The sequence below is a fragment of the Mycolicibacterium wolinskyi genome, from assembly GCF_002101965.1.
Taxonomy (GTDB): Bacteria; Actinomycetota; Actinomycetes; order Mycobacteriales; family Mycobacteriaceae; genus Mycobacterium; species Mycobacterium wolinskyi.
Genome location: NZ_LQQA01000015.1, coordinates 334,899 through 358,236, shown reverse-complemented (window position 1 = coordinate 358,236; position 23,338 = coordinate 334,899). Strand labels below are relative to the sequence as shown.

Sequence of the window (23,338 nt, the reverse complement as noted above, 5' to 3'; positions counted from 1 at the left end):
TTCAAAGCTCGGTCAGTGGCGGGAAGTTCGGCGGCCGCTTCTCGAAAAAGGCGGTGATGCCCTCGATCAGGTCGGGCCGCACCATGGATTCGTGCATGCGCGTCTCGGCGCGGGCGCTGACGTCAGTCACGTCGTCGTTGGCGTCGCCGTAGAGCTGGCGTTTGATCACCGCCATCGACGCGGGCGAACAGTTACGGGCCAGATCTTCGGCGTATTCCAACGCCCGTCCCAGCAGATCTTCTGGTGGCACAACCTCTTTCACGAGCCCCAGCTGTGCGGCCTCTTCGGCGATGAACGTCCGGCCACTCAACAGCAGGTCGGCCGCCGCGCCCCAGCCGGCCAGTCGCGGCAGGATCCAGGTGATCCCGTACTCGCCGATCAGACCGCGACGCGGGAACGCGGTGGCGAACTTGGCGCCGGCGGCAGCGAATCGCACGTCGCACATCAACGCGTGGGTCAGGCCGATGCCCACACATGCGCCGTTGATCGCGGCGATGACGGGCTTACGCAACGCGGTGAGGAAATGCGGATGCCGTTCACCCACGATCTTGCTGACGTCGGTGTCGCCATCGATCGATTCGCCAAGCGCTGCCATCGATCCCATGTAGGCACCGGCGCAGAACCCCCTGCCGGTTCCGGTCAGCACGATGGCCCGCACATCGGGGTCTCCCTCGGCACGGTCGAATGCCGCGTACACGCCGGCCGAGATGTCGGCTCCCCAGGAGTTCAAGCGGTCCGGCCGGTTGAGCGTGATGGTGGCGACACCACGGTCGTTTACGCCATAGAGCACGGCCTCCGTGGTGACACCGTCGTCGGCGAGGGTCATACGCGGGCCACCTCTCGTTCAGGCACACATACTGTATACCTATCGGTAGAGCATTCCGCAAGCGCGGACACGATCTGCAATTAGGCCGCGACCTGGGAAAAGGACCGTCAGTGCGGGATCAGACCGAGCCTGCGATAGGCAGCGGCGATCTGGTCCTTCGCCACGTCGGGCAGCACAGCTTGCGGAGGCCGCGAATGCGGGTAGTCACCGATCGGCAGGCCCAGCACCGACGCGGCGTACTTGAATGCGCCCGCCCAGTGCGTGAAATAGTCGGCGCGGCCCGGATAGCAGGTGAACCATGGCCCCACGTCGAGGTCGAACTGGTCCAGCCCGCTGTCGCGGGCGAAGTCCATCGCCTCGATCAGCATGTCGGCGAGGACGAGGTCCCAGTACTGGCTGAAGATCGGCTGCTGTGGGGTTTCGTAGAGGTACCCCGCCGTGCCCAGTTGCGCCGGGCACACGATTCCGTCGCGCAGCCAGCCCGCGCGGTAGACCGTCCGATCGCATTCCCAGACGAGGAGCTCGGGCGCGAGTTCATGCAGCATCCGGCTGGCCGCAGGCCGGAACGCACCTTCCTTGGTCGCGCACACCGCCGGGATCTCCTCCGCAATGCGCGCTTCCTCGGCCGGTGTCAGCACGTAGCCCGACGACGGCGAGTTGAACATGCCCAGCGCGATATCGGTGCGTTCGGCGATGTAGCGGAAGAACCTCAGTACCCCTTCACCGCCGTGCGTTTCCATCATCGGGGTCTGGATGTAGACGATGTCGGCGCCGACCTCCTGCGCGTGCCGAGTCAGTTCGAGGCAGTCCTTGGCCGACGTCGCTGCCGTGCACGCCTGGATGACGACATTCGGGTTCGCCCGGCGACCCTCGTCGATCGCGACTTCGAGCAGTTGCTTGCGATCCGCGAGGGTCAGCGCCCAGAACTCGGCCAATCCGCTTGTACACCAGAGCATCGCGTGGCCGAGATCGGCCACGCAATAACGCACCAGGGCGCGGTAGGCAGCCCAGTCGATGTCGTCGCCATGGGCCCCGCTGAACGGTGTGTAGAGGGAATCGCCGATACCCCGTAGGGCGACGCGCGCCCAGTCCCGAGCTTCTGCGGCTGTCGCCATGTGCACCCCTCTAGACGTAGTCTGAACCGCCGTCGACGTTGACGTTCGCACCCGTCATGTAGGAGTTGCGCCGGGACGCGAGAAAGGCTGCCACGGGGCCGATCTCATCGGGCAGGCCGGCGCGCGGCAAATGTGCGGGATGGCCGAAATGCTCGTCGATCGCAGTCATCAGCCGGTACGGGTCGGAGCCGTCGATGCCGACTGAATCAGCCCATCCCAGAAGCGCTTCCGACGATATGCTGCCCGGCGACAGCACGTTCACCATGATCTCGTCCTTGGCCAGCAGCAGCGAGAGGTTCTTCGACACGCTGTTCACCGCGGCTTTGGCCGCCGTGTAGGCAGGCAGGCGGGTGCTCTGCCGTTGAGTCGAATGGGCGGAGAAGTTGACGATCCGGGCCCATTCCGCCTTGCGTAGCAACGGCAGTGCCGCCCGGACGCAGCGCACCATGCCCATCAACCCGGCGTCGAACGCCTCTTGCCATTGTTCGTCGGTCAACTGTTCGAAGTTGCCCGCCGCGCCCGGCCCTACCGTGTTGATGAGTGCGTTGAGCTCACCGTCCCATCGCTCACCGATCTCGGCGAACGCGCACTCGACCTGGGCTTGGTCGCCCGTATCGGCGACGATGGCCATCGCATCCGGGCTGCCCCTCCGTGCCAGATCTGCTGCAGCAGCGTCGAGGACGTCCTTGGAACGCCCGACGAGTGCCACTTTCGCTCCGTCGTCGGCCAGACACTGCGCCGTCGCGAAACCCATTCCGCGGCCACCGCCGACAACGACAGTGGCCGCGCCTTCGAAACCGAGGTCCATCGCGTGCCGGCTAGGAACCGGTCCAATTAGGGGCGCGTTTCTCGGCGAATGCCGTCGCGCCTTCGATCGCGTCCTTGGACGAGAACACCGGCATGATCAACTCGCCCTGCTTCTTCCACATCTCGTCCTCCGACCATCCGGCGGACTTGACGATGATCTCCTTGGTGACCGCGACCGCCAGCGGGCCGTTCGCGGTGATGCGTTCGGCCAACTCGATGGCGCCCGTCAACGCCTCACCGGGTTCGGTCAGTTTGTTGACGAAGCCCCACGCGGCAGCCTCCTCGGCGGTGAAGTTGTCGCCGGTGAGCGCGAGCTCGAGTGCCTTCTGGTACGGGATGCGGTGCGGCAGCCGCAACAGGCCACCGCCTGCCGCGACGAGTCCGCGCTTGACCTCGGGTATGCCGAACTTGGCGACCTTGGAAGCCACCACGAGGTCGGTGGCCAACACGATCTCCGTACCGCCGGCCAGTGCATAGCCCTCGACGGCGGCGATGAGCGGCTTGCGCGGCGGCTGTTCGGTGAACCCGATTCCACGGCCGGGTACGTGGGGCACCTCGCCCGACGCGAAGGCCTTGAGGTCCATGCCCGCGCAGAAGTTGCCGCCGGCGCCTGTGATGATCCCCACGGAGAGCTCGGGCGTCGCGTCGAGTTCGTCCATGGCCTCGGCCAGACCCTGGGCCACGGCCAGGTTGAAGGCATTACGCGCTTCCGGCCGATTGATCGTGATAATGAGCGTTCTACCTCGACGCTCCCGCAGAACTACATCCGACACCGTTGCCCCTTCGCTCGCGGTCCGATAACCGCCGAAAAGCCTACTATAGGGATTACAGTACAAACCCGAGCCCCCGCACTCAGTACCGCAGCGACGTGCCGAGGGCAACCGTAGAGCGGAGCGACGGGATGGCTACCGGTAAGGTTGACGGTGACAACACCCGACGACACGCGTCCATAGGCGCAGTTCAGGCGGTAGCCGACGGTAAATTCGGTGATATCGGCCCGCGGCGCGGGACTGCTTGAGCAGTATCGATTTTGATGGAGGTGCCCGTAGTGGCAAAGCAACCGACCGCTGAGAAACGCCAACGGCGCGAACGCGGTTCCATCAATCCCGACGACATAATCAAGGGTGCTTTCGAACTGGCCGAGCAGGTGTCGATCGACAACCTCAGCATGCCGTTGCTCGGCAAGCACCTCGGCGTGGGTGTCACCAGCATCTACTGGTACTTCCGCAAGAAGGACGATCTGCTCAACGCGATGACCGACCGGGCGCTACGGGAATTCGTCGTCGCCACGCCGTACGTCGAGGCCAAGGACTGGCGCGAGTCACTCGCCAACCACGCCCGGACCATGCGGAAAGCGTTCATGGGCAACCCCATTCTGTGCGACCTCATTCTCATCAGGTCGGCGCTGAGCCCGCGGGCCGCGCGACTCGGCGTGCAGGAGATGGAAACCGCGATCGCCGGTCTGGTCGAGGCCGGGCTCTCGGTTGAGGACGCGTTCGACACCTATTCGGCGGTGTCGGTGCACGTCCGCGGTTCGGTCGTGCTGCACCGCCTCTACGAGAAGAACCGGGCCAACGACAACGCGCCCGGGGACTACGAAGAGACCATGATCATCGACCCCGAGGTCACCCCGCTGCTGGCGCAAGTGACCAGCGAGGGCCATCGCATCGGCGCGGCCGACGAGAAGAACTTCGAATACGGGCTCGAGTGCATCCTCGACCACGCCGCCCGGCTGATCGAGTCGAACGCGGCGGGCACCGCCAAGGCCAAGAAGGCCCCCGCGAAGCGCAAGGCCGCAGCCAGCTGACTCGACGCTAGACCTCGATGACGACCGCGCCGCCCTGACCGCCGCCTGCGCACATCGCGGCCACGCCGAAACCGCCGCCGCGGCGTTGCAGTTCGTAGACCAGCGTGGTGACCATGCGGGCACCCGATGCGGCGATCGGGTGTCCGAGGCTGCAACCACTTCCGGAGAAGTTCACCAGCTCCTCGTCGAGGCCGTACTCGCGGCACGCCGCGATGGGCACTGACGCGAACGCCTCGTTGATCTCCCAGAGCGCGACGTCGGACGGCTTGAGGCCGGCCCGGTCGAGAACCTTGCCGATCACGTTGACTCCGCCCAAGCCGGTGTCCCGTGCTGCCACTCCGACCGCGCCCCAGGCCTTCACCGTGGCCAGCACGCCGAGGTTTTCCGCTGCGGCATAGTCGGCGTCGACGAGCGCGACAGCAGCGGCAGCATCGTTGGTGCCGCTGCTGTTGCCCGCGGTGATGGAGAATCCTTCGATCTCCGGATGCAGGACCTTGAGCTCGGCCAGCTTCTCGGCCGTGGTGCCGCGACGCGGATGCTCGTCGACGCTGAACTCGGTCACCGAGCCGTCGGGCTGGGTCACCTTGAGCGGCACGATCTCATCGAGGAACTTGCCCGCGTCGATGGCCGCGATCGCGCGCTGATGTGACCGGGCTGCCCAGGCGTCCATTTCCTCGCGGGTGATTCCGACGGCCTGCGCGGTGTTCCAGCCGACCGTGATCGACATGTCGCGCATCGGAGCGTCGGGCGTCTCTACATGCGTCGGCGTCATCCACGGCTCGATGAACGTCAACTCCGGCCCGGGCACGCGCCATTTCATCAGCGGTGAAGAGGACAGCGACTGCACACCGCCGGCCACCAGTACTCGTTCCATGCCCGAAGCGATCTGAGCCGAGGCATTGCCGATCGACGTCAGGCTGCCCGCGCAATGCCGGTTGACGGACTGGCCCGGGACCGACTGCCAGCCAAGGGCGTCGGCCGCATAGCGCGCGATATCGCCGCCGCCGTAATTGGATTCGGCGAAGATCAGGTCATCGATCGCCTCCGGGGCGATTCCGGCACGACGCACGACCTCGGGCAGCACCGTGGTGATCAGAGCTTCTGGCGGTGTGTTGACAAGCGTGCCCTTGAAGGACCGGCCGATGGCCGTGCGAGCCGCACCGACTATGACGGGTGTTGGCATAGTTCCACCTTTACGTTATGCGCCATTTATGTAAACCCTATCAGCTACCGTACGCCTGCCGGTAGTGCGTCTGTCATCGCGGCTCCGGCACGTGGAAGTGCTCGTCGCGCAGCCGGAACGCCTCCTTGGTTCCGTGCTGGGCACGGGTCTTGACGAAGTTGAACTCCCCCGGTGAGAACTGCAGGTTCGTGCCGTAGGCATGAAAGATGTAGCTCGCGACCTCCTCGCCCTGATACGACTGACTCTGCTCGACCAGCCGGAACGCTTCCTTGGCGATGACGACGCCATCGGCGGGCATTTTGGCGGCCTTCTGCGCCCAGTACCGCGCCCGAGCACCCACGTCGCCGGCGTCGCACGTGTCGGTGAAGACACCCAGATGCTCGATCGATCCGGCCTCGATGATGTCGCCGGTCAGCAGCATCCGCCGCGCCAGCACCGGCCCGAGACGGTGGAAGAACATGTGCAGGCTGCCCAGCGCCGGGCCGAGGAACCGGGTGGCCGGCATCCCGATCCTCGTGTCCCTTGCGATCACGGATATGTCTGTCATCAAAGCCATTTCGAATCCGCCGCCGAGTGCGTAGCCGCTGATCTCACCGACCGTGACCTTCGGGAAGCCCATGAAGTTGTGGTAGAACCCGAACGATTTGCGGTCGACGGTGAGGCGCCGCCGCTGACTCGGGCGGGATCTCTTCTGTGTGGCTTGTTTCTGGTCGCCCGTTTGTTCGTGGCGATGGCGCTCATCGCCGTACCAGCCGTAGGCGTTGTTCATGTCAGCCCCGGTACTGAACACCCCCTCGGCGCCGCGCAGCAGTACCACGGTGATGTCGTCGTCTTCGGCGACGATGTCCAGATATCGGGCGATTTCGTCGCGCATCGCCGCATCGTAGGAGTTGCGCTGTTTCGGGTTGTTGAACGTGATGGTGGCGATACGGCGATCGTCGTCGACCTCGAACAGCACGCGGTCATCGGTCATTCGAAATCAGCCTCGCTTCAATGGTTTTGTCGGTACCGGCCGCCAGCGTGGTGCGGCGTGCCGTGGTCAAGTGGTCAGCCGCGAGCTTGGCGGCGCGGGCGGAGTCGCCGTCGGCGATGGCGTCGAGCAAACGTTGATGGTCGCGCAACGCGGCCCCCATCGTCTTCTCGTTCATCCCGGCGTCGACTTCGCCGCCCCACACCGACGATTCGTGCGTCGACCAGATCAACTCCAGCGATCCGATGAGCAGAATCATGGATTCGTTGCCACACCGCGCCACCAGCACCTCGTGGAACCTGCGAGCGTTGGCCACGTACCGCGACGTGTCACCGAATTCTGCGGTCTGGAAGTCGATTTCAGCCTGTAGGTACGGCACCACCTCGGTGGCCCGATCCGCCCGAGCCGCGCACATACCCGCGCAGATCGGCTCCATGTGCAACAGGGCCTCGCTGACATCGGCCGGCGTGGCGGCGCGGGACTGCAAAACCATGCTGATCATGTGCGCGGTTCGCTCGGCCGACGGCTGCCGGATCACCGCCCCGCCCATGTTGCCGCGGCGCACCGAGACCAATCCGTCGGTCTCCAACAGATGGATAGCCTCGCGCAGCGCAGGCGGACTCACACCGAACTGCTGAAACAGACTCTCCTGCGTCGGCAGGATGTCGCCTTCGCACAACCTGCCGGACAGGATGTCGTCACGCAGTTTCGACGCGACGACCTCGGCGACCCGCGGTTGGCGTATCCGGTGTGCCGGCACCCGTTCCTCCACTGTTCCGCCGACGGCTTTTCCTTGCTAACTTGTACAGGATAGTAATCGCATCGTCTACTGTATGGGCAACTGTATGGATATGGAGGCGGGTCGACCGTGAACGACGAGGCGGTTTCCACATCCCGCGACGGCGACGTCCTGCGCGTCGTTCTCGACCGTCCAGATCGACGGAATTCCTTGAGCCATCGGATGATCGACGATCTCGTCACTGTTCTCACCGCCGCCGCGAGCGACGATTCTCTGCGTGCGATCGCGATCACCGGCGCGGGCGGCGATTTCTGCACCGGCGCAGACTGGGTGGCCACCAACAGCGGCGGGCAGCGCCCCCGCACGGGTGACTTGGTCCGGCGCGTCCCCCACACCGCACACCGCGTCATCGAACTCGTGGCGACCATCCAACTACCGGTGATCTGCACGGTGCGCGGCTGGGCCGTCGGGCTCGGCTGCAACCTCGCCTTGGCGGCGGATTTCACGATCGCCGACGCCGACGCCACGTTCTGGGAGCCGTTTCTGAGCCGAGGGTTCAGCCCGGATTCGGGCGCGACGTGGCTGTTGCCGCGGCTGGCCGGAGTGACCAGGGCCAGGCGCATGCTGCTGCTCGGCGAGAAGGTGAGTGGCACACAGGCGGCCGACTGGGGGCTGATTCACGACGCCGTCCCCGCAGGCGAACTCGATGCCGCCGCCGACGAACTCCTGGCCCGGCTGGCGAACGGCCCCACCGTCGCGCTCGGCCTCGCCAAACAGGCCATCGTCTACAGCCAGCACGCCACCCTGACCCAGTCGATGAACCAGGAACTGTCCAACCTCGAACTGTCCTGCCGCACCGGTGATTTCAAAGAGGGACTCGCGGCGTTCCGGGAGCGTCGCGACCCGGACTTCCGAGGACGTTGAAAGGAACGCATGACCTACGACACCATCAAATACGAGGTCGACGGGCACAAAGCGACCATCACGCTGAACCGCCCCGAGGCGCTCAACGCGTTGTCCCCGCACATGATCAACGAACTGCGCGCGGCGTACGACGAAGCCGAGAACGACGACAACATCTGGCTGATGATCGTCACGGCCACGGGCCGGGCGTTTTGCACGGGCGCCGACGTCAAAGAAATTCCGGAGGACGGCAGGGTCATCTACGAACGGCCCTACCTGTCCACCTATGACCAGTGGGAGGCACCGCAAGAGGGCACTCCCCCGTTTCGCCGGATGGCCAAACCGGTGCTGGCGGCCATCAACGGCATCTGCTGCGGCGCCGGGCTCGACTGGGTGACCACCGGCGACATCGTGATCGCATCCGACAAGGCGACCTTCTTCGACCCACACGTCAGCATCGGCTTGGTCGCCGCGCGCGAGATGGTGCGCCTGGCCCGCGCGCTGCCGCGTTCGGTCGCCCTGCGAATGGCGTTGACGGGCAAGCACGAACGGATGAGCGCAGAACGCGCCTACGAACTCGGCATGGTGACCGAGGTCGTCGAACACGACAAGCTGCTGCAACGGGCACACGAGATTGCCGACATCGTCAACTCCAATGCGCCCCTCGCGGTACGGGGCACCAGGCTGGCCATTCACAAGACGCTCGACCTGCCACTACTGGAAGGCGAGATTCTGGCCGAGACATTCCGCGAACGGGTGGTCCGCACGGAAGACGCCCAGGAGGGTCCGCTGGCGTTTGTGGAGAAGCGTGCGCCGAACTGGCGGTGCCGATGACTTTCGAAACCATCCTGCTCGACCTCGATCACGATTCGCGCGTCGCGACCGTCACGCTCAACCGACCGGAGGCGCTCAACTCGTTCAACCGCACGATGTGCGAAGAGATGCGCGATGTCTGGCAGACGATCAAGGCGGACGAGGGCATCAACGCCGTGGTGCTGCGCGCGGCAGGCGACCGGGCGTTCAGCGCCGGGCTCGATGTGAAATCGAGTTATGGGCAACCGAATATCGTGTGGAATCACGAGGATCCGGGTGAGCTGCTCAGTCCGAAGTGGCAGAAGATGTGGAAGCCCGTGGTGTGCGCCGTCCAGGGGATGTGCACAGCGGGCGCACTGTATTTCGTCAACGAGGCCGATGTGGTCATCTGCTCACAGGACGCCACGTTCTTCGACTCCCACGTCAGCGCGGGCCTCGTGTCCGCACTCGAGCCGGTCGGGCTGATGCGACGGGTCGGCCTCGGCGACACGCTGCGAATCGCGTTGATGGGCAACGACGAACGGGTTTGCGCCGGCACCGCACTACGCATCGGACTGGTCACCGAGGTGGTGGCTCGCGACGACCTCTGGGCGCGCGCACACGAGATCGCGGCGACCATCGCCGCCAAACCTCCGACCGCCACACAGGGCACCGTCAAGGCGATCTGGGAATCTCTCGACAAACCGTACCGGGCCGCCATGGATCAGGGCTTGATCTACACCCGGTTGGGCAATCCGATCGCCAAGGCGGAATTGGCCGAGCTCAAGCCCTCCAAGCCGGCACCACGGATCCGCTGATGGTCCATCCGCTTTCGCAGCGCATCGATGACGTCTTCGACCTGGATCCGGCGGCGGCGGCCGTCCAATACGACGGGCGATGGTGTACGTGGGGACAGGTCGCCGGTTTGGCCCGCCGCGTCGGCGCGCTCGCGGGCTCGGGCCGGGTCGGCATCATGCTGCGCAACCAACCGGCGCACGTCGCCGCCCTGCTCGGCGTGTTGGCCGCCGGCGCAACCGTCGTCGTCATCAATCCGTCGCGGGGCGACGACCGGACGCGCACCGACATCGCGGACATGGCGCTGCCGCTCATCGTGGGTCTCGCCGAAGACATCGCCACCCTGGTGACACCGTCACCGGCGACGACGACCGTCGCGATCTCCGATCTGGACAGCCCACCGGTGGTCAGCGCCGCCACGGCACCGGTCGCTGACGCCGGCCGGCCTGGTGTGGCGGTGTGGATGCTCACGAGCGGCACCACCGGCCCGCCTAAGCGAGTCGACCTCACCTACGACATGCTTGCCCGCAGCGTCATGGGCCGCGAACCCGAGACATCGCCCACCCCCACCGAATTGCGGCGCGGGGTCGCGATCGTCAACTCGCCGCTCGTACATGTCGGCGGGGTGTTCCGGGTCCTGCTGTGCATCGCCGAGGCGCGTCCGTTTGTGCTGCTGCCGAAGTTCGACCTCGAGCGCTGGGCCGCCGCGGTGCGCGAACACCGGCCCCGCGCGGTGTCGCTGGTCCCGGCGGCACTGCGCATGGTGCTGCACTCCGATCTCACCCGCGACGACCTGGCCAGTATCCGCGTCGTCACGTCCGGCACCGCGCCGTTGTCGGCCGACGACGCCGACGCGTTCACCGAGAAGTTCGGCATACCGGTGCTGACCTCCTATGCGGCAACGGAATTCGGTGGCGGAGTCACCAGCTGGACGCTCGCCGACCACCAGAAGTACTGGAAAGCCAAACGGGGCAGCGTCGGTCGCGCCAATCCGGGTGCACAGTTGCGCGTCGTCGACGACGGCGGCAACCCACTCGGGCCCGACCGACAGGGCCTGCTGGAGGTCAAACCCGCGCAGCTCGACCCGACCTCGGGCTGGTTGCGCACCACCGACCTCGCCCGCATCGACAGCGACGGATTCGTGTGGATTCTGGGGCGTGCCGATCAGGCCATCATCCGCGGCGGCTTCAAGGTGATGCCCGACGATGTCCGCACGGCGCTCGAAAGCCATCCCGCGGTACGTGGCGCCGCCGTGATCGGGTGGCCGGACGAGCGGTTGGGGGAAACGCCGGTGGCCATGGTCGAGCTACGGACGGACGCGTCCCCGGGTGAGCTGACCGAGTATCTGCGGGGCCGCCTGGCCCGGTACGAGATACCGGCCAGGATCGCGATCGTCGAGACGATTCCCCGGACTCCCTCTGGCAAGGCCGATCTGGGCGCCGTCCGCGACCAGTTAGCGGCCGGTGTCTGAGTCGCTCGTCGACCTGCTCGCAGGTCTCCGCGGCCGGGGCGATCACCCGTTGCTGATCTGCGACGACACTCGCGTCAGCTATACCGAAGCCGAGGCCCGCTCGGCGCGGTTGGCCCGCGGGCTCGCGGCTCTCGGTGCAGGCAAAGGTACCCATGTCGGCCTGCTGTATCCCAACGGTGTCGAATTCGTGGTCGCCATGCTGGCCGCGGCGCGAATCGGCGCGGTCGTGGTGCCGTTCTCGACGTTTCTCACGTCTACTGAGCTACGGACACAAGTGCTCGACAGCGACGTCGCGATCATGCTGTCGGCGCGGTCCTTCCGGAATCATGATTATGGAGAGCGGTTGGCTGAAGTCGGTTACGCACCGTGCCTGCGACACGTGCTGTTCGAGCAGCCCGAGGCTCACGAGCCGGACATCGCCGGTCTCGAAGCCGACGTCGACGGCTGCGATCCGTTGGCGGTCATCTATACCTCCGGCTCGACCGGGGCGCCCAAAGGCGTCGTCCACTCCCACAACGGGCTGCTGGCACATCAACGCAACCTCAACGCGATTCGCGGGTTCTCCGCGCCGGACCGGCTGTTTTGCAATTCGCCGTTCTTCTGGGTCGGCGGCTTCGCGTTCGGCTTGCTGGCCACCATGGTCGCCGGCGCGACCCTGATCTGTTCGAACGCCACCGACGCGGGCGCGACGCTGGACCTCCTGGAGTCCGAGAAGCCGACGCTGACAAACGGTTTCGCCGCGGGCATCGCCCATCTGACCCGCCATCCGAGCTTCGCTCATCGCGATCTGTCGTCGATGCGTCGTGGCAACCTGTACCCGATCATGGCGCCCGATGCCAGGCCCGCCGATCCCGAGCTGCGCCACAACATGCTCGGCATGACCGAGGCGGGCAGCGTCGTACTCGTCGACGCCGACGACAGCGATCAACCCGAACACCGGCGCGGATCCTATGGCCGCCCCGCACCTGGTTTCGAGACGAAGGTGCTCGCCTCAGGCGAACTGTGTATCCGTGGGCCGTACGTCATGCTGGGCTACTACGGTCGCAACCGCGAGGACTGCTTCGACGCCGATGGTTGGTTCCACACCGGCGATCTCGTGCGCGTCGACGACGACGGGTTCTATTACTTTCTGGGCCGTGCCGGCGCGATGATCAAGACGGCGGGCGCCAACGTCCCACCAGCCGAGGTGGAGAGGGCGCTCGCCAACCTGTTGCACTGTAGCGCCGTCCATGTCGTCGGGCTGCCGGATGCCGAGCGCGGGCAGGTCGTGGCGGCAGTGATGGTGATGGAAGATCCATCCACGTTCGATGAGGCTGCCATTCGCACCGCGTTGCGCGACGAGCTGTCGGCGTACAAGGTGCCCAGACGCTTCGCGGTGATCCGCCCGGCCCAGCTGCCCGTGCTGTCCAGCGGCAAGGTCGACATGGCGAGGTTGGCGGGGTTGTTCGATGGTTGACACGATCGATGCGCTGGTCCGATCCCATGCGGCCGCCACACCCGACAAGACGATGGCGATCGACCCGAGCACTCGACTCAACTATGCCGAATTGAACTCCCACACACGAGCTTTGGCGGGCGGATTCTTGGCCGCCGGTATCGGCAAGGGCACGCGGGTCGGCTTGATCATGCCCAACGGAGCAGATTGGGTGCAGATCGCGATCGCCGTGACTCGGATCGGCGCGGTCCTGGTTCCGTTGAGCACGCTGTTGTCCCCAGCCGAGCTCACCGCACAGTTGCGGATGGCGTCCGTGCAATTCCTGATCTCAGTTGACGAATTCCGGGGCCGCCGATACCCGGTAGACCGTGCGCAACTCCCGGCACTGCGTGAGGTCTGGACCGACGCCGAAGCACTGGCGCTGGCTGGGCCCGATGCCGACCGGGTCGACGCACTGACCGCAACCGTGCGCCCCAGCGACTCGTTGGTCATCATGTTCACCTCCGGGAGCAGCGGACCGCCCAAAGGCGTCATGCACTCGCACGCGAACGCGCTGGGCGCCGTCCGGTCCGGACTGGACGCCCGGTGCATCACAGCTGCGACGCGGCTGTACCTGCCGATGCCGTTCTTCTGGGTCGGCGGCCTCGGGGCGGGAATCCTGTCGGTGTTGCTCGCCGGTGCGACCTTGGTGACCGAGCCCATCCCAAACCCTGAATCGACGCTGGAACTTCTTCAGCGAGAACGTGTCACGCTGTTTCGGGGCTGGCCCGAACAAGCTGAGGCGTTGGCGCGCCATGCCGACGGTGCTGACCTGTCGGCGCTGCAGCCGGGAAGTCTTGAGGCACTGCTGCCGCCTCACCTGCGATCGCAGCCGGGTGCGCGAGCATCGTTGTTCGGGATGACCGAATCGTTCGGGCCGTACTGCGGCTATCCGGCCGATACCGACATGCCGCGGTCGGCTTGGGGCAGCTGCGGTAAACCGTTCGCCGGCATGGATGTCCGCATCGTCGATGCCGACACGGGTTCGGCGCTGCCCGCCGGTGCGGTCGGCGAGATCCAGATCCGCGGCCGACACGTCATGCGAAGCATCTGCCGTCGCAGCCGCGAAGACGTGTTCACCCCGGACGGCTACTACCCCACCGGCGACCGCGGCCATCTCGACGCCGACGGATTCCTGTTCTACCACGGCAGATCCGACGACATGTTGAAGGTCCGTGGCGCCACCGTATACCCGAGCGAGGTGCAGCGCGCCCTGCGTGGGATCAAGGGTGTGCGGGCCGCATTTGTCACCAATGTTCCTGATGGTGAACGCAATCGGGTGGGTGCGGCCGTGGTGTCCGACTTCTCATCAGTTGAGCCCCTGCGGGCGGCCGCGCGGGAGGCCATGAGCACGTTCAAGGTGCCCACGGTGTGGCTACTGCTCACCGACGAGGAGGCCGTGCCGCGCGGGCCGACCGGCAAGGTCGACAACAACCGACTGCGCGCGATGTTGACGCGAGGTTGATACTGCGCTCAGGGCTGTTGTTTCACGAACTTCACGACCCTGTGCGCAATCTCGACGGATTCACACGATCGCGTTCGCCCGCAGCTTCGCGATTTGATCGGCACCGTAGCCGAGTTCATCGAGCACCTCGTCGGTGTGCTCGCCGAGAAGCGGAGCGCGATGGCGGATGGTTCCCGGCGTCGCCGACATCCGGAACGGGGTCTCGACGATCGGTACGTCGCGGGCGGCTCCCGGAAATGGCACCCGTTGCAGATAACCCATCGCTTGTACGTGTGGATCGTCGAGGACGTCCTGCGTCGAATGGAGCGGAGCGGCCGGCATTTTCGCCCGCTCCAGCAACTGCAGCACTTCGGCCTTGGTCTTGTCGGCGCACCAGGACTGCATGATGTCGTTGAGGTAGTCGCCGTGCTGCCAGCGTGAGTCGTCGTCGGAGAACCGCGGATCGTTGAAAAGTTCTTCGCGACCCACCAACCGGCACCAGCGTTTGAACATCGGCTGGCCGGCCACCTGCAGCAGCACCCACTCGCCGTCCGAGGTGCGGTACAGGTCGCACGGCGCGACCGAGGCGCCGCGATTGCCCATCCGAGGTTTGTCGACCTGGAGCAACTCGCGCTCGATCAGGAAGGCGTTCGACAACATGAGCGCGGTGGGCAGCAGCGCACCTTCGACATGCTGGCCCTTCCCGGTTCGGTCGCGGTGGTAGAGGGCCATCATCACACCGATCGTCAGTGTGAGAGCGGTACCGAAGTCCGCGTAGGGCACCACAGTTCGAATCGGCTGCTCGGGCAGACCCTGCCGGTACACCGCGCCCGACATCACCTGGCCGGCACCGTCGAAGCCGATCCGGTCGCTGTACGGGCCGCCCTCGCCGTACGCGGTGGCGCTCGCCAGAATGATGTCCGGCTTGGCGGCCTTCAGGGTGTCGTAGTCGAGCCCACTCGCCCGCATCCCGGCGGCAGGCATGTTGGCGATCACGATGTCGGACCGAGCCACGAGTCGCCGGGTGATCTCGGCGCCTTCGGGTTTCGTCGAGTCCAGCGTCAGCGATCGCTTGTTGCGGTTGCACTGCAGGAACGTCCCACCCTCGCCGCTTTCGGTGACAGCTTGCACCCATCGGTCCTCGCCACCTTCGCGCTTCTCGACCCGAAGCACGTCGGCGCCCATGTCCGCCAGGATCGCGCTGCACCACGGCGCCGCGATGAAGCGCCCGTAGTCGAGCACCCGGATCCCGTCGAGCACACCCGGCATCGCTCACCCACTTTCGTCGAATGGTCGACTGTAAGTATTACCGTACGTTGCCTCGGCCGTCCCGCGTCGCCCGGCAGCGGTAGAGTCGCGTTGGCGACTGGCGCAGGTGGAACACCACCGGGAAGCCGAGCACGGAAGCATCGACCGCCTGGGTGCTCCTCACCTTGAGGAGGACACCCATGCCCGCCACAATCATCGATGGCGTACACGTCGCTGCCGAGATCCTCGCCCACACCCGCCGACAAGCCGCCGCCTTCGAAAAGCAGTCAGGCCGAAAGCCGTGCCTCGCAACGGTACTCGTCGGTGACGACCCCGCCTCTCACACATATGTGCGCATGAAGGCCAACCGCTGCCGCACCACCGGCCTGGACTCACGGAGCCATCACATTTCCGCGGCCGCGACGACCAACGACGTCGTCGCCGTGGTGAAGGGGCTTTCTGACGACGGCACTGTTGACGGCATTCTGGTCCAGCACCCGATGCCTGCGCATGTCGACGAACGTGCCGTCTTTGAAGCCATCACCCCTTCCAAAGACGTCGACGGAGTGACCATGGCGTCATTCGCCGCAATGGCCTTGGGTGAACGCGGGTTCCAGGCCTGCACCCCGGCCGGCATCATCCACTTGCTCGATGCCTACGACGTCGATCCCACGGGCTTGCACGCGGTCGTCGTCGGCCGGAGCCCCATCCTGGGCAAGCCGGTCGGGATGCTGCTGCTGGCCCGAAACGCCACAGTCACGTACTGCCACACGCGAACCACCGACCTGCCTCGGATTGTCGCTGACGGAGACATCGTCATCGCCGCTGTCGGACAACCCGAACTCATCAAGGGCACTTGGATCAAGCCGGCCGCTGTCGTCATCGACGCGGGCTACAACCCCGGCAACATCGGTGACGTCGAATACGCTTCGGCCGCTGAGAGAGCCAGGCTCATCACTCCGGTACCCGGAGGGGTCGGACCCACCACCATCGCGGTCCTACTACAACAAACTGTCGACGCCGCCCGACAAGCATTCGGAATGCCCGCTGCGTAAACCCCAGCGTCGGTCAGTGCGCCCAGCGGCAAGCCCTGGTGATGTGGTCGACCCACACGTCCGGATCGGTTGACCACAGGTTGTGGCCGACGTCGGGTATTTCCTCGAACCGGCCATGCCGCACCAAGGCGGCGAGTTGGCGCAGGGGCCATGGTGGACGGATGTCGTGTTGAGCGGCGAGAAACGTCATGGGTACATCGGAGTCGGCCAGTCGGCGGAGCAAGTCCGGTTCGTGTATCCACTGCACGAACGATGCGGTCAATGCGGCGTGAATCGCCGGCTCCCAAGGGATTTGCAGATCGGCTTCGAGATGGCGCGCCGCCTCGTATGCTTGCGACCAGGTTCGGTCCTTGTGCAATCCGTGTCCGGCGACGCCAACGACCGAGGCGACCCGGTCTGGATGGTCAAGCGCGTAGCGCACGGCCAGATCGGACCCCCACGAATGGCCGAGCACCACCCATCTGTCGATCCGTTGCGATCGCCGTACCGATTCGAGATCGGACACCGCCTGTGCGAGGTCGTGCGGGCCACCCGCAGAGCGCGCGACACCTCTCGGCTCGGGAAACCACGCTCGCATCCCGCGTGGCGCGAGTGTGTCGTCTTCGAGGTAGTGGACACACCCCGGTCCACCGGACAGCACCACAACGTCCGGCCCCGCTCCGGTGACGCCGACGTGCAGCAGGGTGCCGTCGTCGGCCACCACCGTTTGCGCTCGCACATTCACCCCCAGCCCGAAAGTCCTATTCCAGCACGCCGAGCCGCGCGAGATGGTCGGTCAGCGGCTTCGATGCTGCACACAGATGCTCCGACATGGCCTCGCGTGCCTGATCCCCGTCACGCACCTTGAGCGCCTCGAGGATGCGCCGATGGTCATGCGTCGACTGTTCGGGCCAGCCCTCGACGGTCGGGTATACCGATTCCAATGCGTAGCGGGTGATCTGGGACATCAGCTGCGCGAGCTTCGGCGACTCCGCGGCGAGATTGACACCACGGTGAAAGGCATGGTTGAGGCGCACAGCACGTTCGTGATCGTTTTTCGTGTAGGCATCTTCGAGCTCACGCTGGATCCGCTCGAGTTCATCGAGTTGGCCGTCGCTGATCTGCCCTGCGGCGCGGGCCGCCAGCTGCCCGCCGATGTGAGCCTGCACCCCGGCCACGTCGTCGATGTCGCGTCGCGTGACCGGAAGCACCACGAATCCGCGGCGGGGTTGCTGGGTGAGCAGACCTTCGGCCCGCAGCCCGAACAGGGCTTCGCGCACCGGCGTCACGCTGATGCCCAGCTCGGCTGCGAGCTGTTCGAGCCGTATGTAGTTACCCGCCGGGTAAGTGCCGTCGAATATCCGCCGACGGATCAAACGCGCCACGTCTTCGGCGAGCTGTGGGCGGGCGGCGAAATCCGGGACGGTCATGTGTCAGATCCGGTAGTCGGCAAGCAGGCGCTTGCTGATGATGTTCTTCTGGATCTCGCTGGTGCCCTCGCCGATCAGCAGGAACGGCGCGTCCCGCATCAACCGCTCGATCTCGTATTCCTTGGAATACCCGTAGCCGCCGTGGATCCGGAAGCTCTGCTGGGTGACCTCCGAGCAGAACTCGCTGGCAAGATATTTCGCCATGCCCGCGGCCACGTCGTTGCGTTCGCCGGAGTCCTTGAGCCGTGCCGCGTTGACCATCATGAGATGGGCGGCCTCGACTTTGGTTGCCATCTCGGCCAACTGGAACGCCACCGCCTGATGTTCGGCGATGGGCTTGCCAAAGGTCTGGCGCTGCTGCGCGTAACGCACCGCGAGCTCGAAGGCCCGGATACCGACGCCGCATGCGCGCGCGGACACATTGACCCGCCCGACCTCGACGCCGTCCATCATCTGGAAGAAGCCCTGCCCCGTCACGCCGCCGAGAACGTCATCGGCATTGGCGTGGTATCCGTCGAAGATCAACTCGGTGGTGTCGATGCCCTTGTAGCCGAGCTTGTCGAGCTTGCCGGGAATCACCAGTCCCGGAACGACTTCGCCGAAACCTGTCGGCTTTTCGACGAGGAACGCCGTCAGGTTGCGGTGTGGTTTGTCGGCACCCTCGTCGGTCCGCACCAACGCGGCCACCAGTGTCGAGCTGCCACCGTTCGTCAGCCACATCTTCTGGCCGTCGATCACGTAGTCGCCGTCGGCCTGCTTGGTGGCGCGGGTGCGAATCGCGGCTACGTCCGAGCCGAGCTCGGGCTCAGACATCGAGAACGCACCTCGGGTCTCACCGGTGGCCATGCGCGGCAGGAACTTCTGCTTCTGATCGTCGGTGCCGTGCTGGCGGATCATGTAGGCGACGATGAAGTGGGTGTTGATCACCCCGGACACGCTCATCCAGCCGCGGGCGAGTTCTTCGACACACAGGGCATAGGTCAGCAGGGATTCGCCGAGGCCGCCGTACTCCTCGGGAATCATCAACCCGAACAGTCCCATCTCTTTCATCTGGTCGACGATGGCCTGCGGATAGGTGTCGGAGTGCTCGAGCTCCTGGGCGGCGGGGATGATCTCTTTGTCGACGAATCGCCGTACGGTCGAAACGATCTCGGTCTGGAACTCGGTGAGCCCGAGCGTCTGGGCGAGCCTGGTCACGATGCCACCCTCTCGAAAACGGCAGCCAGCCCCTGCCCGCCGCCGATGCACATCGTCTCGAGCCCGTAGCGGGCGTCGCGGCGGTGCAGTTCGCGCGCCAGCGTGGCGAGCATCCGGCCGCCGGTGGCGCCCACCGGGTGCCCGAGCGAAATCCCCGATCCGCGGACGTTGGTGCGCTCGTGATCGGCCGCGCCGAACTTCCATTCCTTCATCACCGCGAGCGCCTGCGCTGCGAAGGCCTCGTTGAGTTCGATCAGGTCGATATCACTCAGCTGCAGGCCGGCTTTCGCCAGCGCGACCTCGGTGGCCGGAACCGGACCGATGCCCATCACGTTCGGGGCGACGCCTGCCGAACCCCACGACACCAGTCGCACAAGGGGTCTCAGTCCGAGTTCGGCAGCCTTGTCCGGCGTCGTGACGATGCACATCGAGGCCGCATCGTTCTGGCCGCTCGAGTTGCCCGCCGTCACAGTGGACTCGGGGTCTTGTTTCAGGAGAACAGGTTTGAGTCTGGCCAATGCCTCGACCGTGGTGTCGGCCCGCGGATGCTCGTCGGTGTTGACCGTTTCCTCGCCTTTTCGGGTGCGGACCGTCACCGGGATGATCTCCTCGGCCAGCACGCCTTCGGCCTGGGCGGCCACCGCCCGTTGGTGCGATCGCACCGCGAGCTCATCCTGCTCGGTCCGGGTGATCCCGTATTCGCGGCGCAGGTTCTCCGCGGTCTCCAACATGCCGCCGGGCACGGGATAGAACTGCCCTCCTGCCGTCGTGCGTCCGCGCGCGAGTCCGTCGTGGATCTGCACGCCCGTTCGCGCTGCGCCCCATCGCATGTCGGTCGAGTAGAAGGCGACGTTGCTCATGCTCTCCGCGCCGCCCGCGACCACCAGATCGTTGTCGCCGCTGCGCACCTGCAGGCAGGCTTGGATCACGGCCTGCAGACCCGAGCCGCATCGCCGGTCCACCTGCATGCCCGGAACCGTCACGGGCAGTCCGGCATCGAGAGCCACGACGCGACCGATCGCCGGTGCCTCACTGTTCGGATAGCAGTGCCCGAGAATCACATCCTGTATCTGTTCGGGTGCGACACCGGTGCGCGCCAGCAGGCCCTTGAGCGCGGTGACACCGAGCTCGACCGCGGTCAGGGATTGAAACATGCCGCCGTAGCGGCCGATCGGAGTCCGGACGGGTTCACAGATGACGGCGTCGCGCGTTGTCATACGTACCGCCCACCGGTCACCTCGAGCACGGTGCCCGTCATGTACGACGACAGGTCACTGGCGAGGAACAGCGCGACCTTGGCGACCTCATCGGGCTCACCGGCCCGCCCCATCGGCACCTCGGCAAGTTTCTGGTCCCAGATACGTTGTGGCATGGCCTCGGTCATCGCCGACCGGATGAGGCCGGGCTGGATCGCGTTCACCCGCACGCCCAGATGCGCGAGTTCCTTGGCCGACGCTTTGGTCATTCCGACGATGCCGGCCTTGGCCGCCGAGTAGTTCGTTTGTCCGATCAGCCCGACCTTGCCAGAGATCGACGACATGTTTACGATCGCGCCGCGCTTGTTCTCGCGCATGATCGCTGCGGCCGACTTCGTGCCGTTCCAGGTGCCTTTGAGGTGCACGGCAATGACCTGATCGAACTGCTCTTCGGTCATCTTGCGCAGGGTCGCGTCGCGGGTGATACCTGCGTTGTTGACCATGATGTCCAGCCCGCCGAAGCTTTGTACGGCCGCGTCGACGAGAGCCTGCACGTCGGATGCGGACGTGACGTCGCAACGCACGGCCGTTGCGACCTCGGCCCCGCCGAGCTCTTGGGCCGCGGCCTCGGTGGCGTCGAGGTTGAGGTCGCCGAGTACCACTCGGGCACCCTCGGCGATGAAGCGTTTCGCGATGGCATGGCCCAGACCCTGGGCTCCACCTGTAACCACCGCAGTCTGACCGGTCAGCAATGACACCTGATCACCTGTCCTAACTCTCGAAGCCGGGGCACCGTCAAGCCGGAATCATATTTCATATACGATATTGGCGATCCGCGACCCCCTGGTGCGATGAAGCGAAGGAGTCAAATCTGTGACCGAAGTCAGCAGCGAGGATTTCCAGGAGATCCTGGCGCAGACCCGCAGCTTCATCCGGACTACCGTCGTCCCGCGAGAGAACGAAATCCTCGCTACCGATGCGGTCCCCGACGATCTGCGCGACCAGGCCAAGAAGATGGGCCTGTTCGGCTACGCCATCCCCCAGCAGTGGGGCGGTCTGGGGCTCAACCTGGCCCAGGACGTCGAGCTGGCAATGGAATTCGGATACACCTCACTCGCGCTGCGCTCGATGTTCGGCACCAACAACGGCATCGCGGGTCAGGTGCTGGTCGGCTTCGGCACCGACGAGCAGAAGACCCAGTGGCTGGAGGGCATCGCGTCCGGGGACGTCGTCGCATCCTTCGCGCTCACCGAGCCCGGCGCCGGGTCAAACCCGGCGGGCTTGCGCACGAAGGCCATTCGCGATGGGGACCACTGGATCATCAGCGGCCAGAAGCGCTTCATCACCAACGCACCCACCGCGAATCTGTTCGTCGTGTTCGCTCGCACGCGCCCGGCAGACGAGGCCGGCCCCGGTATCGCGGTGTTCCTCGTACCGGCCGACGCCGAAGGTGTCGAAGTCGGCACGAAAGACGCCAAGATGGGCCAGGAAGGCGCGTGGACCGCCGACGTCAGCTTCACCGACGTTCGTGTCCCGGCAGGCGCGCTCGTGGGCGGCAGTGAAGATGTCGGTTACCGGGCCGCCATGACGTCACTGGCCCGCGGCCGCGTGCACATCGCCGCCTTGGCCGTCGGCACCGCGCAGCGCGCACTCGATGAATCGGTCGCATACGCTGCGGCCGCCACGCAGGGCGGTCAACCGATCGGCAGTTTTCAGCTGGTCCAGGCGATGATCGCCGACCAGCAGACCGGGGTCCTCGCCGGGCGGGCGTTGGTGCGAGATGCCGCCGAGAAGTGGGTGTCCGGTGAAGACCGACGCATCGCGCCTTCGGCGGCCAAGCTCTTCTGCACTGAGATGGCCGGCAATGTCGCTGATCTCGCAGTCCAGATCCATGGCGGCACCGGGTATATGCGCGAGGTTCCGGTGGAGCGGATCTATCGGGAAGTTCGGCTCCTGCGCCTCTACGAGGGCACGAGCGAGATCCAACGCCTCATCATCGGTTCGAACCTTGTCAAAGGAGCGCAGAAATGACCGAACGGCTCACCGGAAAAGTCGCCTTCATCACCGGAGCGGCCCGCGGACAGGGCCGTGCTCATGCGGTGCGGATGGCCAAGGAAGGCGCCGACATCATCGCGGTCGACATCGCCGGACCCCTCCCGCCGAGCGTGCCCTACGACTCGGCCACGCCGGAGGACCTCGCTGAAACCGTGCGCCTGGTAGAAGCCACCGGCAGGCGAATCTTGGGTGCCGCCGCCGACACCCGCGACGTCGACGCCCTGCGGGCAGTGGTCGACAAGGGCGTGGCCGAGTTCGGCCGGCTCGACATCATCGTCGCCAACGCGGGCATCACCGTCCCCGAAGCCTGGAACGAGACCACGCCCCAGTCTTTTCGCGATGTCATCGACATCAACCTGACCGGCACCTGGAACACCGTGATGGCGGGCGCTCAGCACATCATCGACGGCGGCCGCGGCGGCTCGATCATCCTCATCAGCTCAGCGGCCGGAATCAAGATGCAGCCGTTCATGGTTCACTACACCGCCAGCAAGCACGGGGTCACCGGCCTGGCCCGGGCGTTCGCGGCCGAACTCGGCAAGCACAAGATCCGGGTCAACAGCCTGCATCCCGGCGCGGTCAACACCCCGATGGGCACCGGTGACATGATGGCTGCGCTGAACCGGGCCAATGAGACGAATCCCGGTCTGATGAACATGGTCACGCCGTTCCTGCCGGACTTCATCGCCGAGCCGGAGGACATCGCCGACGCCGCGGTATGGCTGGCCAGCGATGAATCAAGGTTCGTCACCGCCAGCCGGGTCGCGGTCGACCTGGGCTCCACACAGTTCTGACCGGATGACCGCAGACTTCGCCGAAACGCTCGCGGCCGGTTTGGCCGGCTACGGCGAA

23 protein-coding genes and 1 riboswitch are annotated in these 23,338 nt (G+C 65.7%); of the genes, 10 read left to right on the top strand and 13 right to left on the bottom strand.

Annotated features, from left to right (window positions below; translation table 11 throughout):
- Position 1: 1 nt before the first annotated feature.
- The 4 genes from AWC31_RS16125 to AWC31_RS16110 all read right to left on the bottom strand — a co-directional run bounded on the left by AWC31_RS16125 (position 2) and on the right by AWC31_RS16110 (position 3,521).
- Positions 2 to 826 carry an enoyl-CoA hydratase gene (locus AWC31_RS16125; protein WP_085145141.1) on the bottom strand — a complete coding sequence of 275 codons (825 nt, stop codon included), beginning with the start codon at positions 824 to 826 and terminating at the stop codon, positions 2 to 4.
- Between the two features lie 107 nt (positions 827 to 933).
- Positions 934 to 1,941, bottom strand: coding sequence for a dihydrodipicolinate synthase family protein (locus AWC31_RS16120; RefSeq protein WP_085145140.1), 1,008 nt, complete (start codon positions 1,939 to 1,941; stop codon positions 934 to 936).
- Between the two features lie 10 nt (positions 1,942 to 1,951).
- A complete protein-coding gene (locus AWC31_RS16115; protein WP_085145139.1) occupies positions 1,952 to 2,749 on the bottom strand; it encodes an SDR family NAD(P)-dependent oxidoreductase in 798 nt (265 codons plus the stop codon).
- 10 nt (positions 2,750 to 2,759) lie between these two features.
- Entirely contained in the window at positions 2,760 to 3,521 is a 762-nt protein-coding gene (locus AWC31_RS16110) for a crotonase/enoyl-CoA hydratase family protein (RefSeq protein WP_085145138.1), read from the bottom strand.
- A 260-nt stretch (positions 3,522 to 3,781) separates the two neighbouring features.
- Between AWC31_RS16110 and AWC31_RS16105 the strand changes: the two genes are divergently transcribed.
- Positions 3,782 to 4,555, top strand: coding sequence for a TetR/AcrR family transcriptional regulator (locus tag AWC31_RS16105; protein WP_198539019.1), 774 nt, complete (start codon positions 3,782 to 3,784; stop codon positions 4,553 to 4,555).
- Positions 4,556 to 4,562: 7 nt separating this feature from the next.
- Here AWC31_RS16105 and AWC31_RS16100 read toward each other — a convergent pair whose 3' ends face one another.
- From AWC31_RS16100 to AWC31_RS16090, 3 genes are all read right to left on the bottom strand, one after another.
- Entirely contained in the window at positions 4,563 to 5,738 is a 1,176-nt protein-coding gene (locus AWC31_RS16100) for a thiolase family protein (RefSeq protein WP_085145137.1), read from the bottom strand.
- Between the two features lie 73 nt (positions 5,739 to 5,811).
- Complete coding sequence (locus tag AWC31_RS16095) at positions 5,812 to 6,711, bottom strand: enoyl-CoA hydratase/isomerase family protein (protein ID WP_085145136.1); 900 nt, start codon at positions 6,709 to 6,711, stop codon at positions 5,812 to 5,814.
- Positions 6,701 to 7,468 (bottom strand): FadR/GntR family transcriptional regulator, encoded by a 768-nt coding sequence (locus AWC31_RS16090; protein ID WP_085145482.1) that lies wholly within the window; start codon positions 7,466 to 7,468, stop codon positions 6,701 to 6,703. Before AWC31_RS16090 ends, AWC31_RS16095 begins: the two co-directional genes overlap by 11 nt.
- A 108-nt stretch (positions 7,469 to 7,576) precedes the next feature.
- Between AWC31_RS16090 and AWC31_RS16085 the strand changes: the two genes are divergently transcribed.
- Genes AWC31_RS16085 through AWC31_RS16060 form a run of 6 tightly spaced genes read left to right on the top strand, consistent with a single transcriptional unit; the run spans position 7,577 to position 14,347 of the window.
- Positions 7,577 to 8,371 carry an enoyl-CoA hydratase/isomerase family protein gene (locus AWC31_RS16085; protein WP_085145135.1) on the top strand — a complete coding sequence of 265 codons (795 nt, stop codon included), beginning with the start codon at positions 7,577 to 7,579 and terminating at the stop codon, positions 8,369 to 8,371.
- 9 nt (positions 8,372 to 8,380) lie between these two features.
- A complete protein-coding gene (locus AWC31_RS16080) occupies positions 8,381 to 9,184 on the top strand; it encodes an enoyl-CoA hydratase/isomerase family protein (RefSeq protein WP_085145134.1) in 804 nt (267 codons plus the stop codon).
- The gene (locus AWC31_RS16075; protein WP_085145133.1) at positions 9,181 to 9,960 is read left to right on the top strand and encodes an enoyl-CoA hydratase/isomerase family protein; all 780 of its coding nucleotides are present in this window, start codon (positions 9,181 to 9,183) and stop codon (positions 9,958 to 9,960) included. The genes AWC31_RS16080 and AWC31_RS16075 overlap by 4 nt, the downstream gene beginning before the upstream one ends.
- The gene (locus tag AWC31_RS16070; protein WP_085145132.1) at positions 9,960 to 11,408 is read left to right on the top strand and encodes a class I adenylate-forming enzyme family protein; all 1,449 of its coding nucleotides are present in this window, start codon (positions 9,960 to 9,962) and stop codon (positions 11,406 to 11,408) included. The genes AWC31_RS16075 and AWC31_RS16070 overlap by 1 nt, the downstream gene beginning before the upstream one ends.
- Complete coding sequence (locus AWC31_RS16065) at positions 11,401 to 12,864, top strand: class I adenylate-forming enzyme family protein (RefSeq protein WP_085145131.1); 1,464 nt, start codon at positions 11,401 to 11,403, stop codon at positions 12,862 to 12,864. Before AWC31_RS16070 ends, AWC31_RS16065 begins: the two co-directional genes overlap by 8 nt.
- Positions 12,857 to 14,347 (top strand): class I adenylate-forming enzyme family protein, encoded by a 1,491-nt coding sequence (locus AWC31_RS16060; protein WP_085145130.1) that lies wholly within the window; start codon positions 12,857 to 12,859, stop codon positions 14,345 to 14,347. Before AWC31_RS16065 ends, AWC31_RS16060 begins: the two co-directional genes overlap by 8 nt.
- A gap of 60 nt (positions 14,348 to 14,407) precedes the next feature.
- On the opposite strand, the gene AWC31_RS16055 is transcribed toward AWC31_RS16060, so the two are convergent.
- Complete coding sequence (locus AWC31_RS16055; protein ID WP_085145129.1) at positions 14,408 to 15,595, bottom strand: CaiB/BaiF CoA transferase family protein; 1,188 nt, start codon at positions 15,593 to 15,595, stop codon at positions 14,408 to 14,410.
- Positions 15,596 to 15,678: 83 nt separating this feature from the next.
- A riboswitch (ZMP/ZTP riboswitch) is annotated at positions 15,679 to 15,756 on the top strand.
- Between the two features lie 18 nt (positions 15,757 to 15,774).
- On the opposite strand from AWC31_RS16055, the gene AWC31_RS16050 reads away from it, so the two are divergent.
- On the top strand, positions 15,775 to 16,629 hold the full coding sequence (locus tag AWC31_RS16050) for a bifunctional 5,10-methylenetetrahydrofolate dehydrogenase/5,10-methenyltetrahydrofolate cyclohydrolase (RefSeq protein WP_085145128.1): 855 nt from the start codon (positions 15,775 to 15,777) through the stop codon (positions 16,627 to 16,629).
- A 13-nt stretch (positions 16,630 to 16,642) separates the two neighbouring features.
- Here the strand turns inward: AWC31_RS16050 and AWC31_RS16045 are convergent, their stop codons facing one another.
- Genes AWC31_RS16045 through fabG form a run of 5 tightly spaced genes read right to left on the bottom strand, consistent with a single transcriptional unit; the run spans position 16,643 to position 21,189 of the window.
- A complete protein-coding gene (locus tag AWC31_RS16045; protein ID WP_234816877.1) occupies positions 16,643 to 17,347 on the bottom strand; it encodes an alpha/beta fold hydrolase in 705 nt (234 codons plus the stop codon).
- Between the two features lie 22 nt (positions 17,348 to 17,369).
- Positions 17,370 to 18,038: a GntR family transcriptional regulator gene (locus AWC31_RS16040; RefSeq protein WP_085145126.1), complete on the bottom strand. Its 669-nt coding sequence runs from the start codon at positions 18,036 to 18,038 to the stop codon at positions 17,370 to 17,372.
- 3 nt (positions 18,039 to 18,041) lie between these two features.
- The gene (locus AWC31_RS16035) at positions 18,042 to 19,235 is read right to left on the bottom strand and encodes an acyl-CoA dehydrogenase family protein (protein WP_085145125.1); all 1,194 of its coding nucleotides are present in this window, start codon (positions 19,233 to 19,235) and stop codon (positions 18,042 to 18,044) included.
- Positions 19,232 to 20,452, bottom strand: coding sequence for an acetyl-CoA C-acetyltransferase (locus AWC31_RS16030; RefSeq protein WP_085145124.1), 1,221 nt, complete (start codon positions 20,450 to 20,452; stop codon positions 19,232 to 19,234). The genes AWC31_RS16035 and AWC31_RS16030 overlap by 4 nt, the downstream gene beginning before the upstream one ends.
- Entirely contained in the window at positions 20,449 to 21,189 is a 741-nt protein-coding gene (gene fabG, locus AWC31_RS16025) for a 3-oxoacyl-ACP reductase FabG (protein WP_085145123.1), read from the bottom strand. Before fabG ends, AWC31_RS16030 begins: the two co-directional genes overlap by 4 nt.
- A 115-nt stretch (positions 21,190 to 21,304) precedes the next feature.
- Between fabG and AWC31_RS16020 the strand changes: the two genes are divergently transcribed.
- Together AWC31_RS16020 and AWC31_RS16015 are read left to right on the top strand one after the other, a co-directional pair.
- Positions 21,305 to 22,462, top strand: coding sequence for an acyl-CoA dehydrogenase family protein (locus AWC31_RS16020; RefSeq protein ID WP_085145122.1), 1,158 nt, complete (start codon positions 21,305 to 21,307; stop codon positions 22,460 to 22,462).
- Complete coding sequence (locus tag AWC31_RS16015) at positions 22,459 to 23,280, top strand: mycofactocin-coupled SDR family oxidoreductase (RefSeq protein ID WP_085145121.1); 822 nt, start codon at positions 22,459 to 22,461, stop codon at positions 23,278 to 23,280. Before AWC31_RS16020 ends, AWC31_RS16015 begins: the two co-directional genes overlap by 4 nt.
- Positions 23,281 to 23,338: the final 58 nt, after the last annotated feature.

What these genes read in the sequence shown, in the direction of transcription:
- AWC31_RS16125 (WP_085145141.1), bottom strand. Translation starts at nt 826, where the DNA reads ATGACCCTCGCCGACGACGGTGTCACCACGGAGGCCGTGCTCTATGGC.
- AWC31_RS16120 (WP_085145140.1), bottom strand. Translation starts at nt 1,941, where the DNA reads ATGGCGACAGCCGCAGAAGCTCGGGACTGGGCGCGCGTCGCCCTACGG.
- AWC31_RS16115 (WP_085145139.1), bottom strand. Translation starts at nt 2,749, where the DNA reads ATGGACCTCGGTTTCGAAGGCGCGGCCACTGTCGTTGTCGGCGGTGGC.
- AWC31_RS16105 (WP_198539019.1), top strand. Translation starts at nt 3,782, where the DNA reads ATGGAGGTGCCCGTAGTGGCAAAGCAACCGACCGCTGAGAAACGCCAA.
- AWC31_RS16100 (WP_085145137.1), bottom strand. Translation starts at nt 5,738, where the DNA reads ATGCCAACACCCGTCATAGTCGGTGCGGCTCGCACGGCCATCGGCCGG.
- AWC31_RS16095 (WP_085145136.1), bottom strand. Translation starts at nt 6,711, where the DNA reads ATGACCGATGACCGCGTGCTGTTCGAGGTCGACGACGATCGCCGTATC.
- AWC31_RS16080 (WP_085145134.1), top strand. Translation starts at nt 8,381, where the DNA reads ATGACCTACGACACCATCAAATACGAGGTCGACGGGCACAAAGCGACC.
- AWC31_RS16075 (WP_085145133.1), top strand. Translation starts at nt 9,181, where the DNA reads ATGACTTTCGAAACCATCCTGCTCGACCTCGATCACGATTCGCGCGTC.
- AWC31_RS16070 (WP_085145132.1), top strand. Translation starts at nt 9,960, where the DNA reads ATGGTCCATCCGCTTTCGCAGCGCATCGATGACGTCTTCGACCTGGAT.
- AWC31_RS16060 (WP_085145130.1), top strand. Translation starts at nt 12,857, where the DNA reads ATGGTTGACACGATCGATGCGCTGGTCCGATCCCATGCGGCCGCCACA.
- AWC31_RS16055 (WP_085145129.1), bottom strand. Translation starts at nt 15,595, where the DNA reads ATGCCGGGTGTGCTCGACGGGATCCGGGTGCTCGACTACGGGCGCTTC.
- AWC31_RS16050 (WP_085145128.1), top strand. Translation starts at nt 15,775, where the DNA reads ATGCCCGCCACAATCATCGATGGCGTACACGTCGCTGCCGAGATCCTC.
- AWC31_RS16040 (WP_085145126.1), bottom strand. Translation starts at nt 18,038, where the DNA reads ATGACCGTCCCGGATTTCGCCGCCCGCCCACAGCTCGCCGAAGACGTG.
- AWC31_RS16030 (WP_085145124.1), bottom strand. Translation starts at nt 20,452, where the DNA reads ATGACAACGCGCGACGCCGTCATCTGTGAACCCGTCCGGACTCCGATC.
- AWC31_RS16015 (WP_085145121.1), top strand. Translation starts at nt 22,459, where the DNA reads ATGACCGAACGGCTCACCGGAAAAGTCGCCTTCATCACCGGAGCGGCC.